Source organism: Dyadobacter pollutisoli (assembly GCF_026625565.1).
Taxonomy (GTDB): Bacteria; Bacteroidota; Bacteroidia; order Cytophagales; family Spirosomataceae; genus Dyadobacter; species Dyadobacter pollutisoli.
This window is the reverse complement of sequence record NZ_CP112998.1, coordinates 6112501-6130042: the sequence shown is the minus strand read 5'-3', so window position 1 is coordinate 6130042 and position 17542 is coordinate 6112501. Positions and strand designations below refer to the sequence as shown.

At 45.3% G+C, this 17542-nt stretch carries 10 protein-coding genes and 2 rRNA genes (1 of these 12 cut by a window edge); 5 read left to right on the top strand and 7 right to left on the bottom strand.

All coding sequences use genetic code 11. The annotated features are described in order from the left end of the window. Position 1: 1 nt before the first annotated feature. From serS to glyA, 5 genes are all read right to left on the bottom strand, one after another. Positions 2 to 1294, bottom strand: a complete 1293-nt coding sequence (gene serS, locus ON006_RS25180) for a serine--tRNA ligase (RefSeq protein WP_244824837.1) — start codon at positions 1292 to 1294, stop codon at positions 2 to 4. Positions 1295 to 1306: 12 nt separating this feature from the next. After that, the gene (locus ON006_RS25175) at positions 1307 to 2665 is read right to left on the bottom strand and encodes an aspartate kinase (RefSeq protein ID WP_244824839.1); all 1359 of its coding nucleotides are present in this window, start codon (positions 2663 to 2665) and stop codon (positions 1307 to 1309) included. 218 nt (positions 2666 to 2883) lie between these two features. Next, a complete protein-coding gene (gene ribH, locus ON006_RS25170; RefSeq protein ID WP_244824840.1) occupies positions 2884 to 3390 on the bottom strand; it encodes a 6,7-dimethyl-8-ribityllumazine synthase in 507 nt (168 codons plus the stop codon). A gap of 108 nt (positions 3391 to 3498) precedes the next feature. Next, complete coding sequence (locus ON006_RS25165; RefSeq protein WP_244824846.1) at positions 3499 to 4200, bottom strand: tetratricopeptide repeat protein; 702 nt, start codon at positions 4198 to 4200, stop codon at positions 3499 to 3501. Positions 4201 to 4363: 163 nt separating this feature from the next. Next, positions 4364 to 5668 carry a serine hydroxymethyltransferase gene (glyA, locus tag ON006_RS25160; protein ID WP_244824848.1) on the bottom strand — a complete coding sequence of 435 codons (1305 nt, stop codon included), beginning with the start codon at positions 5666 to 5668 and terminating at the stop codon, positions 4364 to 4366. 361 nt (positions 5669 to 6029) lie between these two features. On the opposite strand from glyA, the gene nagB reads away from it, so the two are divergent. The 5 genes from nagB (at position 6030) to dxs (ending at position 14131) form a co-directional block, all read left to right on the top strand. Further along, entirely contained in the window at positions 6030 to 7970 is a 1941-nt protein-coding gene (gene nagB / locus ON006_RS25155; RefSeq protein WP_244824865.1) for a glucosamine-6-phosphate deaminase, read from the top strand. Positions 7971 to 8456: 486 nt separating this feature from the next. Next, positions 8457 to 10343, top strand: coding sequence for a DNA mismatch repair endonuclease MutL (gene mutL, locus ON006_RS25150; protein ID WP_244824850.1), 1887 nt, complete (start codon positions 8457 to 8459; stop codon positions 10341 to 10343). A 60-nt stretch (positions 10344 to 10403) separates the two neighbouring features. Continuing rightward, positions 10404 to 11189 carry a rhomboid family intramembrane serine protease gene (locus ON006_RS25145; RefSeq protein ID WP_244824853.1) on the top strand — a complete coding sequence of 262 codons (786 nt, stop codon included), beginning with the start codon at positions 10404 to 10406 and terminating at the stop codon, positions 11187 to 11189. Positions 11190 to 11192: 3 nt separating this feature from the next. After that, entirely contained in the window at positions 11193 to 12107 is a 915-nt protein-coding gene (locus tag ON006_RS25140; RefSeq protein ID WP_244824855.1) for a rhomboid family intramembrane serine protease, read from the top strand. Positions 12108 to 12190: 83 nt separating this feature from the next. Then, positions 12191 to 14131 (top strand): 1-deoxy-D-xylulose-5-phosphate synthase, encoded by a 1941-nt coding sequence (gene dxs, locus ON006_RS25135; protein WP_244824858.1) that lies wholly within the window; start codon positions 12191 to 12193, stop codon positions 14129 to 14131. 425 nt (positions 14132 to 14556) lie between these two features. Here the strand turns inward: dxs and rrf are convergent. Continuing rightward, positions 14557 to 14668: ribosomal RNA gene (gene rrf / locus ON006_RS25130) — 5S ribosomal RNA — on the bottom strand. Between the two features lie 161 nt (positions 14669 to 14829). After that, positions 14830 to 17542: ribosomal RNA gene (locus ON006_RS25125) — 23S ribosomal RNA — on the bottom strand; it runs 107 nt beyond the window's last position.

The following is a 17542-nucleotide window of genomic DNA, read 5'->3' as shown; positions in this document are numbered from 1 at the left end:
TCTATTCAATTACATCAAAACCGCAGTACGGTACCAAAACCGCAGGCACCTTCACAGTACCATCAGCCTGCTGATTGTTTTCAAGCAATGCGGCTACGATCCTCGGCAAAGCCAATGCGGAACCATTCAATGTATGAAGCAGCTGCGTTTTCTTGTCCGCAGTCTTATATCTTAGTTTCAACCGGTTTGCCTGGTAGGTTTCAAAATTAGAGACAGAACTGCATTCCAGCCAACGCTCTTGCCCCGCAGACCATACCTCGAAATCATAAGTCAATGCAGAGGTGAAACCCATATCTCCCCCACAAAGCCGTAAAATTCGGTAAGGCAATGCTAGTTTCCCCAATAGGCTTTTCACGTGCTCAACCATTTCATCCAGCGCCTTGTAGGAATCTTCCTGCTTATTAATCTGAACAATTTCAACTTTGTCAAACTGGTGTAACCTGTTCAAACCTCTCACATGCGCACCCCAGCTACCCGCTTCACGGCGAAAGCAAGGTGTATAGGCGACATTTTTAACCGGCAAATCACTTTCTGCTACAATCACATCGCGGTACAAATTCGTAACAGGCACTTCCGCTGTCGGGATCAGGTACAGATCGTCAGCAGCATCGTGGTACATCTGACCTTCTTTGTCCGGCAATTGCCCGGTAGCAAACCCTGAGTCCGCATTCACTACAATGGGAGGCTGTATTTCAGTATATCCCGCTTTTCCTGCCTCGTCCAGGAAGAATGCGATCATTGCACGCTGCAAGCGCGCGGCCTTGCCTTTATAGACCGGAAATCCAGCGCCGGAAATTTTATTTCCCAGTTCAAAATCAATGATAGGAGCCTGGTTCTTTCCCAACTTCCTGATCAGTTCCCAGTGAGGCAGTGCTCCTTCCGGTAAAACCGGCTTTGCACCTGCTTCCAGTATATTGACATTATCCTCAGCTGTTCTCCCTTCCGGAACACTCGCATGCGGCAAATTGGGAAGCTTTACCAGCTCTTCCAGTAACAATGCTTCCACAGACTTATGTTCTTCGTCCAATGCTTTGGAGCGTTCTTTCAAGACTACTGTGTCTGCTTTCGCGGCCTCGGCCTCCTCTTTCTGGCCAGCCTTCATCAGCGCACCGATCTCCTTCGCTTTATTATTGGACAATGCCAGGGTTTCGTCCAGGTTCTGCTGCAACTCGCGTCGTTTTTGATCCAGTTCCAGAATCCTGTCAACTGCCGCTTCCGGGTCTTTGAAATGTTTCTTTATTAATCCTGCAATCGTCAGCTCCCTGTTATCGCGGATAAAATTGGTTTGTAACATGTTGGCGGTAGCTTATGGTGCTGTAAAAATGTCTTTCATGGCATCCTCATAGTAAAACAGCCGCTCGTTCAACACATTCAGCGCTTCTGCTTTGTATTTGGAGTGAATCAATAACGAAAGATTGTGTTCCGAGGCACCATACGAAATCATTCGTATGGGAATGTGTTTCATAGCATCCAGCACTTTTAAAGCAATGCCTTCTTTATCCGCACTGAAATTACCTACGATACAAATGATGTTCTGGTCACGGTCATGCTCTTCTAAATCAGCGAATTCTCTTAATTCCGCGCTGATCTTATCCAGGTTCTCAGAGTTATCAATCGTTACCGACACTGATACTTCCGAAGTGGTGATCATATCAACCGGTGTTTTATATTTCTCGAAGATTTCAAAAACCCTACGAAGAAAGCCGTAAGCATTCAGCATACGGGTCGAATGAATGTAAATCGCCGTAATGTTGTCTTTGGCAGCGATGGCTTTGATGTCCCTGTCAGATGTTTGGTTGGCGATCAATGTGCCCGGAGCTTCTGGCTGCATCGTGTTTTTTAAACGAACCGGAACGCCTCTCAACTTGGCTGGGGTAATGGTGCTCGGGTGCAAAATTTTCGCACCGAAATACGCTAACTCCGCCGCCTCTTCGAACGTCAGCTCGCGAATTGGGAATGTACGCTTCACGATCCGGGGATCATTATTATGCATTCCGTCAATGTCCGTCCAGATCTGGATCTCGTCCGCACGGATCGCTCCACCGATCAACGATGCAGTGTAGTCTGAGCCTCCTCTTTTCAGATTGTCTACCTCTTCGCGTGGATTGCGGCAAATGAAACCCTGTGTAATGATCGTCTGCTTGTCGGTATATTGATTTAAAATCGTTACCAGTTTCTCTTCAATGGTAGCAAGCTCCGGTTCTCCATCCGCATCGATGCGCATAAAGTCCAGCGCAGGAAGCAAAACAGAGTTTTCTCCTTTTTCTTCCAGATATGCCTGGAACATTTTGGTACTTAGTATCTCACCTTCCGCAACCAGTTCTTTTTCCTGTTTGATGGTAAAAGGTTTGATGCCTACCAAAGATTTGATAAAGCCAAACTCATTGTCCACGATCGTTTGACCATTGGCACGGCCTGCCGGCGTAGCGTATAGTTCTTTGATGAACAAGCCGTAATGTGTTTTCAGATCTTCGATCAAAGCCGCAGCTTTTGCATCATCAAACGCCTTGGCTGCTTCACCAATGGCGATCAATGCATTGGTAGAGCCTGAAAGTGCCGATAGTACGACAATTTTCCGGCTAGGATCACTATTAAGAAGTTCGCGGATCGAATGCATGCGTTCAGGCTTTCCAACCGAAGTGCCGCCAAATTTCCAGACTTGCATATTTTAATGTAGAATTTTGAATTTTGAATGATTGAATGTTTTATAAAGTCAAGAGTGGTCAGGCTTTGTCATGTTTGGTCAGGAGTGGTCATGCTTAGTCATGTGTTGTCATTTATTGTCATAATGGTTAAGAACTGTTTTGAATGACTACACATGACCATTAATGACTATTTCCTGACCACAAATGACTATTCCTGACAATAAATGACCATGTATGACTACAAATAATAACCCCTGGCAACTTCGGAATAAAGCCCGAGCATTTTAATCGCTGTCATCGCTGCTTCGTCTCCTTTATTTCCATGTACGCCACCCGATCGTTCCAAAGCCTGCTCCATGTTATTAGGTGTCAGTACTCCGAAAATGACCGGCTTGTCTGTTTTGAGGCTTACATTGGTGATACCCTGAGCTACGGCATGATTGATATAATCGTTATGCTTGGTTTCGCCCTGGATCACCACGCCCAATGCAATTACGGCGTCAATGTCCTTGCGTTGTGCAAACCATTGGGCACCTAATGTAAGTTCGAAGCTCCCCGGCACATTACCTCTCACGATATTGGCCGCGATGGCACCATATGTAATCAATGTCTGATATGCTCCTTCAAAAAGCTTTTCGGTTACTTCACTATTCCATTCAGCTACGACGATCGCAAATTTTTTGGCACTAATGTCCGGGAGGCCTTCTGTTGTAAAAACGCTTAAATTCTTATCCGCACTTGACATAATAATTGATTTTCAGAAATCTCTTAGGAATATGAATAGTTGAAAAAATAAAAAAGGATAAAACCTTTGTCGGCTTTATCCTTTTTCAGAAACAGAAATGGTTAACCATTATTTGCCGACCTGTCCCTCTAATAATCCCATGTACTTCTTAGCGTTAACCACTTCCGATGAAAGAGGAAACTCGTCAATAACACGTTTATATGTAGCAACAGCGTCAGGAGCCTGGTTTGCTTTTTCCTGAGCGATAGCCAGCTTCATTAAATATACCGGCGTGAAATATTCGTTTTTTTGATAGTCAGCAGCTTTCTGGTAATAAGACATGGCCTCGGCTGGTTGGTTTTTTTCAAGATATGCGTCTCCGATCAATGATTGCGCACGAGCATGAACCAACAGGTCAGAAGAACTGAAAGACTGAAGGTGACTGATCGCGTCATCATATTTACCTTGTTTCAGCAAAGCGACACCTGCGTAAAAATTGGCAAGATTGCTGGCATCGGTACCTTTATAACTGTCTGCAATGGACAACAAGCCTTCGTTTCCGCCGCTACCGTTCAATGCTTTTTGCAGAGAATCTGCTTCAAAATCATAAACTACACTTGCAAGCGCATCCTGAGCTGTTCCTTCCTGGCCGTCAATGTAAAAACGATACCCGGCAAACGCCACAACGGCAACCAATATCGCTCCTCCAATGCCTAAAACTATTTTACGATTTTTTATAAAAAAAACCTCTGCTTTATTGATTTGGCCAGCTAATGCTTCCGGAGTTTCAATAATTTCAAGCCCGGACTCGTCCGTGTTTTTCTTGCTCATATCAATTAATTCGATTTTGGAGTGCAAAGTTATGAAAACTTTATTAAGTCAAAACATGTCAGTGCACAATTCTTTAAGATATAAGCATTGTGACCCACATTGCCTGTAAACAAAAACTGCGTGACAGCCGGGCCATCACGCAGTAAACGTAATTTATAATTTATCAGATATATAACGGATATTGCTTCATCCAGTTATTAACTTCTTCTTTGACAGCGGCGATCTTGGCATCCTGATCGTGATTAACAAGCACAGTATCCAACAGATCCACGATACGCTCCATATCCGTTTCCACCAGCCCGCGTGTAGTCATAGCGGCAGTTCCTACTCGGATACCTGACGTGATCATCGGCGATTTGTCATCAAACGGAACCATATTTTTATTAATAGTGATATCCGCCTTGATCAATGTGTTTTCTGCAAGCTTGCCAGTCAGTCCTGATTCGATTCCGTTTTTAGTACGAAGGTCGATCAGCATTAAGTGATTGTCGGTTCCGCCGGAAATGATACGGTAACCTTTGTCAACAAATGCCTTTGCCATTGCCTGTGCATTTTTTCCAACCTGAGTCGCATAGTTGTAGTAACCTTCGCTCAATGCTTCACCAAATGCTATCGCCTTGGCTGCAATGATGTGCTCCAATGGTCCTCCCTGTGTTCCGGGGAAAACTCCTGAGTCTAACAATGACGACATGGTACGAAGCTGACCTTTTTGGGTTTTGATACCAAATGGATTTTCAAAATCATTACGCATCATGATCACACCGCCGCGTGGGCCACGCAAAGTTTTGTGTGTTGTAGTAGTTACAATGTGGCAATGATCGAACGGATCATTCAAGAGACCTTTGGCAATAAGACCGGCAGGGTGAGAAATGTCTGCCATTAACAATGCGCCTACCTGGTCAGCGATTGCGCGCAGACGCTCGTAATCCCAGTCGCGGCTATATGCGGAAGCTCCGCAGATCAATAATTTCGGACGTTCTCTTACGGCAGTTTCTTCCACTTTATCCCAATCGATCAAACCAGTTTCTGCCTCAACCCCGTAAAATACAGGCTGAAAATATTTTCCTGAAATGTTAACAGGTGATCCGTGCGTTAAATGTCCGCCGTGGGCAAGGTTGAAACCCATTATTTTATCCCCTGGGTTCAAGCAGGCAAGAAAAACGGCTGTATTGGCTTGTGCTCCTGAATGTGGCTGTACGTTAGCCCAGGTAGCACCGAAAAGCTCTTTTAAACGATCAATGGCAATCTGCTCGATCTCATCTACTACTTCACATCCGCCATAGTATCTTTTTCCTGGCAATCCTTCGGCATATTTGTTGGTCAGTACACTCCCCGACGCTTCCATTACCTGTTTGGAAGTAAAGTTTTCAGAGGCTATCAGCTCGATACCAGACTCCTGGCGGTGCTTTTCTCTGTTTATCAGATCAAAAATAGTAGTATCACGTACAACGCTTGTGAGTGTAGACATGGGATTTGTCAGAAAAAATGGTGTGATGTTTTCGTAGAATTAAGGTGCAAAAATACGAGCAATTCTCTTGGAATAAAATAAATACACTTACTTTATCTCTCCATGTATACCGCTCAGCGATTTCAACAACCATCAAATAGCCACATTTGAAGGAAAACGAGTAGTTTTAACTTAAAGTTATTTTTTAAATTTTTTTAATAATATTCGTTTTGAGTTGTACTTTTGCACAACCGAATTAGTCTTGCGTGATCGAACACTCAGGCACAAATCCAGTAATTCACTGCTCAGTCTATTCGCAAACTCTTAAAATAAATTCAAGCAAATTATGAGCCAACAAACGGTGAGTCCCCAAACAATTTTGATGCAAGCCTCCAACAACGGAAAAGGCACAGCCGGAACGATCGGCCAGCCTATTACCTACGAGAAAATACCTACGCAGATATTTGCCGATTCAAAGGAAGCTTCCAATGCGGTTGCCAAAGAGATCGCGGATTTAATCCGTCAAAAGCAAAAAGAGGGTAAGCCTTGTGTTTTGGGACTTGCAACAGGGTCGTCTCCCAAAACTGTTTATGCCATTCTTGTAAAGATGCATAAAGAGGAAGGCCTGAGTTTTAAGAACGTGATCACCTTTAACCTGGATGAGTATTACCAAATGGAACCCGAATCCATTTATAGCTACCACAGGTTCATGAAAGAACAGCTGTTCGATCACATAGATATTCCGAAAGAGAACTTTTTCCTTCCCGACGGAACAGTACCTCCGGCTATGTTGCGAGAGTATTGCACTTCCTATGAGAACAAGATCAATGCGGTAGGAGGATTGGATTTTCAATTGCTTGGCATCGGTGGAAACGGCCACATTGGTTTTAATGAGCCTGGGTCGCTGATCAACTCCCGCACAAGACTTATTACACTCGATCATTCGACACGGGTTGCTGCGGGAATGGAATTTGGCGGCTTGCATAATGTGCCTCGTAAAGCGATCACATTAGGTGTTGCACCGATTTTGAATGCCCGTCGTATCGTCCTGCTGGCTTGGGGTGAAAGAAAAGCTTCGGTTATCCGTGGCGCTGTGGAAGGACCGGTTACGGAGCTTAACCCCGCTTCTTACCTGCAAGCACATCCCGACGTTTCATTTGTTGTCGACGAAAGTGCGGCTACCGAACTAACCCGTATCAAAACCCCTTGGGCGGTTGATTCTGTGGTTTGGGATAATAAAATGATCAAAAAAGCGATCACATATCTTTCCGGTGCATTGAACAAACCTATTCTGAAATTGACAGATAAGGATTACAATGATAACGGGATGAGCGATTTGCTGGCCCAGTACGGTTCTGGTTATGAGATCAACATTAACGTTTTCAATCAATTACAACATACGATTACTGGCTGGCCAGGTGGCAAGCCTAATGCCGACGATACACATCGTCCGGAAAGAGCGCAGCCTGCGAAAAAACGCGTCCTGATTTTCAGTCCTCACCCGGATGACGATATCATCTCAATGGGCGGTACTTTCCAGAGACTCGTTGACCAGGGCCATGAAGTGCATGTGGCGTATCAGACTTCCGGTAACATTGCCGTAGCTGACGACGAAGCATTACGTTTTATTGACTTCGTGGTTGATTTCAATAATGGTTTTGGAATAAAAAGTCCTGATGCAAACAAACTGTTCCTGGATGCCAAGGAATTCCTGAAACATACCAAAGACAGTGAAATTGACACTCCCGAAATACGTAAGGTAAAAGGATTGCTTCGTAGAGGTGAGGCTAAGGCAACATGCCGGTTTGTAGGAATCCCTACGAGCCAGGCGCATTTCCTGGACATGCCTTTCTACGAAACAGGTACTGTTCAGAAAAAACCAATTGGCGAAGAAGATATCAAGATCATTGAAAACCTGATCGAAGAAATCAAACCGCATCAGATTTACGCGGCGGGAGACTTTGCCGATCCGCACGGAACGCACAAAGTTTGCTGGGACGCTATCGAAGCAGCATTACAGCGCTCGAAACATAAAAACTTCATGAAGGATTGCTGGGTATGGTTGTACCGTGGCGCCTGGGCGGAATGGGATATATATGAAATCGAGATGGCTGTGCCAATGAGCCCGGACCAGGTTTTGAAAAAACGCCAGGGAATTTTCAAACATCAGTCACAAAAGGACGGTGTGGTGTTCCAGGGAGAAGATTCCAGGGAATTCTGGCAGCGGGCCGAGGAGCGCAACCGTGCTACCGCTCATTTGTACGATGAGCTGGGACTTGCGGAATATGAGGCAATGGAAGCCTTTGTGAGATGGAAATTCTGAAAGTAATGAATAAGCAAAAGAGCCCGGAAAGTTTCCGGGCTCTTTTGCTTTATATAAACTTGATATAGATCGATTCGCAAATTACAACTCCATATCCATCCACATTCTTTGTGCCATTTTCTCCACCATAGTCATTACCCCTTGCAAGGCTCCGAATATGATACAAAGAGGCAATATTACCGGCAAAAATATAAGCCACTGTAATGCCATAGTAAAATTGAATCTTCTAAAAATGGGTGCTTTCATGTCAGGATCAGGTTGTTAAGTCGGGAGTTTAGTATCCCAAGATATACAAAATATTTAAGGTCAACAAAAACTTACTACAAAAACGTTCTAATAATCTATAAAATTTCAATAAATAATGTAATTATTTCGATTGAAAAAAGAATAAAAGGAGCCTTCCCTTGCTTACTACCCGTCAATTTTAACCCGGCTGTTAAAAAAATTTTGTTTATTTGTTATAGTAAAATAAATAGCAATCCGCACATGCCGTCTTTCGACATCATCCAATTATTACCAGATTCCATAGCCAATCAAATCGCCGCCGGAGAGGTCGTTCAAAGACCCGCTTCTGTGGTGAAAGAGCTATTGGAAAATGCAATTGATGCGAAAGCGACACAGATTCAGGTGATACTCCGGGAAGCCGGACGGACATTGATCCAGATCATTGATGACGGCACGGGGATGTCGCAAACCGATGCGAGAATGTCTTTTGAAAGACACGCTACATCCAAGATCCGGCAATCCGATGACTTGTTCAGGATACGCACAATGGGATTCAGAGGGGAGGCGCTTGCCTCTATTGCAGCCGTCGCCCAGGTCGAGCTGCGTACCCGGGAGGACACTGATGAGCTAGGCAGCCTGATTCGCATTGATGCGTCAGAAATCAAAACACAGGAAGCAGTAGCGTGCTTGAAGGGTACCAATATTTCTGTCAAAAACCTGTTTTTCAACGTTCCTGCACGTCGGAATTTCCTGAAATCCAACTCCGTGGAAATGCGTCACGTGCTGGATGAATTTCAGCGCGTTGCACTGGCACATCCCCAGGTAGCATTTTCGTTACACCATAACGACACTGAGGTTTTCAATCTGCAATCCGGAAAGCTTGTGCGCCGGATCATTGATATTTATGGCAAAAGTTATCGGGAGCAACTTGCTTTTTGCCAGGAAGACACCTCATACATCAGCGTGCGTGGCTACATTGGTAAACCCGAGTTCGCCAGGAAGACACGCGGAGAGCAGTTTTTCTTCGTAAACGACCGCTTTATCAAGCATAGCTATATGCACCATGCGGTGATCAGCGCATTTGACGGGACGATTCCCGAGGGAAGCCATCCATTCTATGTGCTGTTCATTGAAATTGATCCTTCTCACATTGATATCAATATCCACCCGACTAAAACGGAGATCAAATTTGATGACGAACGATCGGTATATGCTATCATTATGGCTGCGGTTAAGAAGGCAGTGGGTGTTTACAATCTGTCTCAGTCCATTGATTTTGATGATAATATTAATTTTCTAAATCCTTCTCCTTCCGATCAGAACCACAATCTGATACCAAGGACTGTGATGCCAGACTGGGCTGCCCAATCCAGAAAAGACGAAGCCGGTCATTCAAAATCCAACCTGACGAATTGGAACAAGTTGTTCGAAGGGTTACAGAATTCGGAGGACAGGAGCCGCGAGCTAGCTGCATTTGAGATGAATACGACTGCTATTTCGAGACCCGCTTATCAGGAACATGCGAAGACGGTAGCGAGCAAGGTGAACAGAATGGCTTCCGAAGTCATATCTGCGCCGGAGAGTGATGCGGTCCTTTTTCAGCTTCACAACCGTTACATTCTTTCTCAGGTCAAAGACGGGATCATGCTCATTGACCAAAAGGCTGCATATGAGCGAATTCTTTACGAACGATATCGGAAGATGCTTACTAACCGGAATGGCGCCTGTCAGCAGCTGCTTTTTCCGAAAACAATCCGATTGACTCATTCGGATATGCAGCTGGTGCATGAAACGAAAAAGGAGATTCGCAGTCTGGGTTTTGAATTCGATGAATTTGGTTCTAATGAATTGATCATTCGTGGTATACCTGCTGATTTACCTGAGGAGAGCGAGCAAGACCTGTTTGAGGAGCTGATAGAGCAATTGAAACAAAGCTACTCCGACCTGAAACTAAATAAGCCAGAAAGTCTTTCACGTTCACTGGCAAGGCGTTTTTCTGTACGTTATGCCGTCAAACTTTCCTTCGTTGAGATCCACACGCTCATTGACCAGTTGTTTGCGTCTACGGATCCAAACCGTACTCCCGGCGGTGAAGCGATAATCGTTTTGCTGACCATGGATAAACTCAGCAGCATATTTAAAAACTAGGGAAACAAAAATATGCAGCAAGCAGTTATTGAACTCTAATCCTTGATTTTAAAATTTTATATGTTAGCCATAACCCCAACTGTTAGAAACCTGCTTATTCTCAATATTCTGTTTTACCTGGTCGATTCCAGTATCATGAATTTAAGTGAGGATTTCGCCCTCAGATCATTGTTGTCACCACATTTCCATATTTTTCAGTTTGTCACGTACATGTTCCTGCACGGCAGTTTGGGCCATTTGTTCAGTAATATGTTCGGGCTATTCATGTTTGGTCCCTTGCTTGAAAGGATGTGGGGGCAAAAACGCTTTCTGTTTTTCTACTTTTTTACAGGGATAGGCGCCGGCCTTCTTTTCTCAGGAATTGACTATTTTGAGAACAGTCAGGTACACCAGGCTGTTGAGATATTTACACAAAACCCTACACCCGACGGGCTGGCAGAATTTATGAGTAAACATGCGAAAGGCATTTACGAATCCAGTCTTGATTTTTTAAATAAATTTGAAGGAAATCCAACTAATACCAGTTATATTCAGGATAGTGTAAATTTTGTTAATGCTTATTACGAACGTTTGATCAATACGCCGATGGTAGGGGCTTCCGGAGCAATTTTCGGCATCCTTATGGCGTTTGGATTATTATTTCCAAATACTGAGCTTTTCCTGCTATTTGTGCCCTTCCCAATAAAGGCTAAATATTTCGTCGCTTTTTACGGATTGTATGAATTGTATTCAGGAATCCAAAATGCTCAGTCAGATAATGTTGCGCATTTTGCGCACATTGGAGGAATGCTATTTGCATATATATTGTTGCGTTACTGGGGTACGCAAAAAACAAATTTCTATTGAAAGATGAGCAATATTGTTGACGACGTAAAAAGGGAATTCGCGAAATCAGAGAATGCACTGATAAAAATAATTTTGATCAATACGGCAGTATTCCTGGTATTACTGCTTTTAAAAATTATTCTGACACTCTCTCAGTCTTCGAATGTATACGTGGCGGTTATTAATTCTCTACAGCTTCCCGCTGCTACCTACGAGTTTCTATACAAGCCCTGGACACTTATAACCTACTTTTTCACACACGACGATATATTTCATATTCTGTTCAACATGCTGTTTCTCTATTGGTTTGGGAAGCTTGTAGACGAATATTTGGGTGCAAAAAGGGTGATCGCATTGTATATGCTCGGCGGTATTGCCGGCGGACTGATCTACATTGTCCTGTATAACATTCTTCCTTACTTCCAGGCCCACATCGTTGGATCCAGAATGCTGGGAGCTTCCGCAGCTGCATTTTCTGTGGCAGTAGGCGCTTCAACTTTACTGCCGAACTATACCTTCAATCTAATCTTTTTAGGGCCGGTAAGGATCAAATTCATCGCGCTATTTTACATTATTCTGTCTTTGGCTCAAACTGTGGGTCCTAATGCAGGTGGTAATCTCGCCCACCTGGGAGGCGCATTTGTTGGGTACGTTTTTATCAAACTATTGCAAAGTGGGACAGATCTTGGAAAGCCGCTCTATGCAGTAATGAACGGTTGGTCCAGACTTTTTCGAAAGCGTCCCTCCATGCAGGTAACGTACCGTGAAAGACAAGTATATCGCAGTAGCAGTGTGTACTCATCATCATCTTCGGGAACTATAGAAATGCCTGATCAGATGGAAATTGACTCTATACTGGATAAAATTTCCAAGTCTGGTTATGAAAGCCTTACCAAGGAAGAAAAGCAAAAGCTCTTCAAGGCAAGCCAGCAAAAATAAAAGTCAGATTTAATACCCATTTGATTAATTTTGTTCATATTTTGAATAAAACGGTTGCCGAAATCTGATTAATAGTCCACCATATGCTTATAACACCAGGAAAATTATTAGCTAAAATTGATTCTCCAGAGGACTTACGTAAACTCGACAGTTCGCAACTTCCCCAGGTATGTAATGAATTACGTCAGTTTATAATTGATAATGTTTCTGTTTACGGAGGTCATTTTGGAGCTAGTCTTGGTGTAGTAGAATTAAGCGTTGCGCTACATTACGTTTTTAATACCCCTGACGACCAGTTGGTATGGGATGTGGGACACCAGGCTTACGGCCATAAAATTCTTACCGGCAGGAGGGATAATTTTCACTCGAACCGTACTTATGGAGGCCTTTCAGGCTTTCCAAAAAGAAAAGAGAGCATATATGACGCTTTTGGAGTTGGACATTCGTCTACGTCCATTTCAGCTGCATTAGGTATGGCAGTGGCATCCGCTCTGGAGAAGAATTTCGAACGTCAGCACATTGCTATCATAGGCGATGGTGCTATGACGGCCGGAATGGCTTTCGAAGGGATGAACCATGCAGGAGCAACGGACTCAAACCTGTTGATTATCCTGAATGATAATTGCATGGCCATTGATCCGAATGTAGGGGCGCTCAAAGAATATCTTACCGACATTACCACCTCTCAAACCTATAATAAGTTCAGGGACGAAGTCTGGAACTTGTTGGGCAAAATGAGCAATTTCGGTAAAAGCGCCCAGGAGATTGTATCGAAAGTAGAAACGGTAATGAAAACCGCCATACTTCGTCAAAGTAACCTCTTTGAATCATTAGGATTAAGATACTTTGGCCCGATTGATGGCAATGATATCAGTCACCTGACAGAAGTTCTAAAAGATCTCAAAAGTATCCCCGGTCCAAAGCTGCTACATTGCCTTACAGTAAAAGGAAAAGGCTACGGCCCTGCTGAAAAGGATCAGACCAAATGGCATGCACCAGGTGTTTTTGATAAGATCACAGGAGAAATAAAGAAAAAAGTACACGACACTCCCCAGGCTCCTAAATATCAGGATGTTTTCGGCAATACAATTGTTGAGTTGGCCAATGTAAACCCTAAGATTGTTGGGGTTACGCCTGCGATGCCGTCAGGATCTTCATTAAACATAATGATGGAAGCTATTCCTGACCGCGCATTTGACGTAGGAATAGCGGAACAACATGCTGTTACATTCTCAGCGGGAATGGCTACCCGGGGCGAAGTCGTTTATTGTAATATATATTCGACTTTCATGCAACGTGCATATGACCAGGTAGTCCATGACGTTTGCATTCAGGAATTACCCGTGATTTTTTGCCTGGACCGTGCCGGCCTGGTAGGGGCTGACGGCCCAACGCATCATGGTGTGTACGACATCGCTTTTATGCGGTGCATTCCCAATATGGTTGTAGCTTCTCCGATGAACGAGCAGGAGTTGAGAAACATGATGTATACTGCGCAATTGGAGTCATTTCAGTCCGGAACAAAAGCTTTCACCATTCGTTATCCAAGAGGTAACGGTGTGATGCCGCAATGGAAAACAGCATTTGAAGAAATCACGATAGGGAAGGGCAGATTAGTTAAGAAAGGGTCTGACATCGCGATTCTGTCATTCGGGCCGTTGGGTAACTTTGCTCAACAGGCATGTGATCTATTGGAAAAACAAGGTATATCGCCAGGGTTATATGACATGCGCTTTGCAAAGCCCTTAGATGAGCCTCTGCTTCACGAAATCTTCTCAGTCTTTGACAAGGTCGTAACCGTAGAAGATGGTTGCTTACAAGGCGGTTTTGGTAGCGCGGTTGTGGAATTCATGATTGACAACAACTACTCTTCTCAAATAAAAAGACTGGGGATACCTGATAACATAGTTGAACACGGCGAACCCAACGAATTATACCAGGAATGCGGCTTAGACACAGCAGGCATTGTCAACTCGGTAACAGAGTTAATGTCTACGAAAGTCAATAAGCCTGTTCTTTATTGAGATTTCAAAGGGCTTCAATTAGATTTTTGATATTATCTGATATTATCATATCAAAGGCTTCAGGAACCAGTTCCTGAAGCCTTTTTATTACTGCGAAGGCAATTGTACCTATTCATTTCCAGATATCTTGCAACGCTAAAACCGCCATCCCTCTGAGGGAACACGGTTGCTTATAATATTATGACGGTTACCTAGACGATCCGACCTGCTTTACCAAGTGGGACCGCCCAGGTTTGGTCGCGGGCGCCTAATCCAAGAGAGTCTCCCAGTATCATCGGCGGTTCTGGGTCGGGCCACGCTGGCTGGGCGCCCCCGGCTTAGGCAGCCCCGCTTAACTTCTCTGTCCGGGCCGGGCTCGCGGGCGAGTGGAAAGAGGTAAACACAAAAAAAGACCATCCTTTTGAGATGGTCTTAGTATAATGGTATTGTGGCGGCTACCTACTTTACCAGGTTTGATCCAAGTATCATCGGCGGTTCTGGGCTTAACTTCTCTGTTCGGGATGGGAAGAGGTGAACACCAGGCCAATAGCCACCAACAAGGTCTTTGTTGGTTATTAGCAACAATATCTTTGAGTTAGAGTTTAAAGTCTATGAGTTTAAAGTTTATGAGTATTCTTTACTCATTGACTCATGAACTAATAAACTTATAGGCTCATTTCATGTCATATTGGAAGTAGAAGAGAAAAATAAGAAGTGTAATGTGCAAGCTGTTGGGTAATTAGTACTGCTCAGCTGAATGTATTTCTACACGTACACCTGCAGCCTATCAACGTCGTAGTCTACAACGACCCTTATGTGGAAGATTCATCTTCGGGCTAGTTTCGCACTTAGATGCTTTCAGCGCTTATCTATTCCCCACATAGCTACCCGGCCATGCCACTGGCGTGACAACCGGTTCACCAGCGGTGGGTCCACCTCGGTCCTCTCGTACTAAAGGCAGCCCCCGTCAATCTTCCTACGCCCACCACAGATAGGGACCGAACTGTCTCACGACGTTCTGAACCCAGCTCGCGTGCCACTTTAATCGGCGAACAGCCGAACCCTTGGGACCTTCTCCAGCCCCAGGATGTGACGAGCCGACATCGAGGTGCCAAACCTCCCCGTCGATGTGAGCTCTTGGGGGAGATCAGCCTGTTATCCCCGGCGTACCTTTTATCCTTTGAGCGATGGCCCTTCCATACAGAACCACCGGATCACTATACCCTGGTTTCCCACCTGCTCGACCCGTCGGTCTCACAGTCAAGCCTGCTTGTACTATTGCACTCCACACACGGTTACCAAGCGTGTTGAGCAGACCTTTGGAAGCCTCCGTTACACTTTTGGAGGCGACCACCCCAGTCAAACTACCCACCATGCACGGTCCTTCTTTTAAAGAAGTTAGATCCCAGGCCAGCGAAGGGTGGTATTTCAACGTTGGCTCCTGAACGCCTGGCGACGCCCACTCACAGCCTCCCACCTATCCTACACATCCCTGACCCGAAAACAATGCAAAGCTATAGTAAAGGTGCACGGGGTCTTTCCGTCCCGTGGCGGGTAAGCGGCATCTTCACCGCTACTACAATTTCACCGAGCTCACGGCCGAGACAGTGCCCAGATCGTTACACCATTCGTGCAGGTCGGAACTTACCCGACAAGGAATTTCGCTACCTTAGGACCGTTATAGTTACGGCCGCCGTTTACTGGGGCTTCGATTCAATGCTTCTCTTGCGATGACATCCCCTCTTAACCTTCCAGCACCGGGCAGGTGTCAGGCCCTATACGTCAACTTTCGTTTTGGCAGAGCCCTGTGTTTTTGCTAAACAGTCGCCTGGGCCATTTCTCTGCGGCCTCTCATCGCTGAGGAGGCTCCCCTTCTCCCGAAGTTACAGGGTTAATTTGCCGAGTTCCTTAGCCGTGATTCACTCGAGCACCTTAGAATATTCTTCTCGACTACCTGTGTCGGTTTACGGTACGGGTTGCGTACAGCTGATGTTTCAAAAGCTTTTCTTGGAAGCGTTTTCGTGTATTCGCATCGCCCGTAGGCTCCGCTCAACGCACTATTCCGTCAGTACGTATACACCACAATACTCCGTCACTTTTTCACACTGCATGCAAGGGCAGGAATATTAACCTGCTGTCCATCGGTAGTCGCCTGTCGGCTATACCTTAGGCCCCGCCTAACCCTCCGTTGATTAGCATAGCGGAGGAATCCTTAGTCTTTCGGTGTGCGGATTTCTCATCCGCATTATCGTTACTTATGCCTACATTTGCTTTTCTCACCAGTCCAGCCCAGCTTACGCCAAACCTTCACCCCTGTGAGAATGCTCCCCTACCGATCGTATAAATACTATCGCATAGCTTCGGTAATATGCTTGATGCCCGTTTATTATCGATGCCCGCCCCGCTCGACCAGTGAGCTGTTACGCACTCTTTAAATGTATAGCTGCTTCCAAGCTAACATCCTGGCTGTCTCTGCAGTCGGACCCCCTTAGTTCAACTTAGCATATATTTTGGGACCTTAGCTGATGCTCTGGGTTGTTCCCCTCTCGGACTGGGACCTTAGCACCCCAGCCCTCACTGCCGTGTATATCATGCCCCATTCGGAGTTTGTCAGAATTTGGTAGGATTTGACTCCCCCTAGTCCTATCAGTAGCTCTACCTGAACATGACTCGACCACGACGCTGTTCCTAAAAACATTTCGGGGAGTACGAGCTATTTCTCAGTTTGATTGGCCTTTCACCCCTACCCTCAGTTCATCCGAAAACTTTTCAACGTTTACCGGTTCGGTCCTCCACGATGTGTTACCAGCGCTTCAACCTGACCAAGGGTAGATCACCAAGTTTCGCGTCTACAGCCACTGACTAATCGCCCATTTCAGACTCGCTTTCGCTTCGGCTCCTGTGTTCCAACACATTAACCTTGCCAGTAACCGTAACTCGTAGGCTCATTATGCAAAAGGCACGACGTCACCCGTAGGCTCCGTCCGCTTGTAAGCGCATGGTTTCAAGTTCTATTTCACCCCGCTGCTCGCGGTACTTTTCACCTTTCCCTCACGGTACTCGTTCACTATCGGTCTCTCAGGAGTATTTAGCCTTGGCGGATGGTGCCGCCGGATTCAGAGGGGATTTCTCCGGTCCCCACTTACTCAGGATACCCACTCAGACACTTCTCTTACCTGTACGGGATTCTCACCCTCTACGATTGGCCTTCCCATGCCATTCCAGTTCGATCAATGCCCACTTGGTGGGTCCTACAACCCCACTCTGGCCGTAACCAGCGTGGTTTGGGCTGATCCGCGTTCGCTCGCCACTACTTGCGGAATCACTATTGTTTTCTTCTCCTGCGGGTACTTAGATGTTTCAGTTCCCCGCGTTTGCCCCCCGTAGGGTAATACCACTTCATGGTACTGGGTTGCCCCATTCGGATATCTA